The organism is Amaricoccus sp. W119 (assembly GCF_047275745.1).
Classification (GTDB): Bacteria; Pseudomonadota; Alphaproteobacteria; order Rhodobacterales; family Rhodobacteraceae; genus Amaricoccus.
This window is the reverse complement of record NZ_JBKQWU010000184.1, coordinates 1-1043: the sequence shown is the minus strand read 5'-3', so window position 1 is coordinate 1043 and position 1043 is coordinate 1. Positions and strand designations below refer to the sequence as shown.

The 1043-nt window shown below is 64.0% G+C and carries 2 pseudogenes; one reads left to right on the top strand and one right to left on the bottom strand.

Annotation, left to right across the window (positions count from 1 at the left end):
* Nucleotides 1–164: 164 nt before the first annotated feature.
* Nucleotides 165–263, top strand: a pseudogene (locus ACLJK8_RS22870) (hypothetical protein); the annotation flags it as partial.
* Nucleotides 264–347: 84 nt separating this feature from the next.
* Here ACLJK8_RS22870 and istB read toward each other — a convergent pair.
* Nucleotides 348–929, bottom strand: a pseudogene (gene istB / locus ACLJK8_RS22865) (IS21-like element helper ATPase IstB); the annotation flags it as partial.
* Nucleotides 930–1043: the final 114 nt, after the last annotated feature.

The following is a 1043-nucleotide window of genomic DNA, read 5'->3' as shown; positions in this document are numbered from 1 at the left end:
GCTGATCGAGCGGCACGGACACCGCTCCCCAGCCCAATTCCGACGCGACCAGATGGACACGATCCCGCTGGCCGCGTAAGCGCAATCAGGTGTCTCAGGATCCGGGGGCGGTACATGAACGCAGGCTAAAAAAGCGGCATGCCAGTACCTGGGAGGGCCTGCGCATGACCCGCGCCAATGTACCGACGACTAAGACCGAGGAGCGCCGCGCGTTCATTCTCCTCGCCGTCGTGCTCTTCCCAGTGCTCAGCGTCGTTCTCGTCGGCGGCTACGGTGTTGATTTTCACCCAGAACTGACCCGGGGTTTCCATCGAGAAGTGACCCAGCTTGAGGTTATGCTGAAGGGGTCATGCTTGGGTCAAGACGGGGTTGGTCTCCTTCTTTTTTCGGGTTGCTGCGGCGGAACTTGCCTTGAAGCGGAAGCTGTCGTTGCCTGTCTCCAGGATATGGCAGCGGTGGGTGAGCCGATCGAGGAGCGCGGTGGTCATCTTGGTGTCGCCGAAGACCGTGGCCCATTCGCTGAAGCTGAGGTTGGTGGTGAGGACGACACTGGTGCGCTCGTAGAGCTTGCTCAGGAGATGGAAGAGCAGCGCGCCGCCTGAGGCGCTGAACGGCAGGTAGCCGAGCTCGTCGAGGATCACGAGGTCGGCGCGCAGGAGGCTCTCGGCGATCTGCCCGGCCTTGCCCTTGGCCTTCTCCTGCTCGAGCGTGTTGACGAGCTCGACGGTGGAGAAGAAGCGGACCTTCTTGCGATGGTGCTCGACGGCCTGGACGCCGAGGGCGGTCGCGAGATGCGTCTTGCCGGTGCCCGGCCCGCCGATCAGGACCACGTTGTGCGCGCCGTCCAGGAACTCGCAGCGATGCAGCTGCCGGATGGTGGCCTCGTTGACCTCGCTCGCGGCGAAGTCGAAGCCTGAGAGGTCCTTGTAGTGTCAACGGCGGAGCAAAACCAGGCCGTTGGGCGGCGCAAAAGTAGGCCACTTGGCGCCGCAAGCGGGGAACGGCGGGAGGGCGTAGCCCGACTAGAGTTTCCCGCTTGCGGC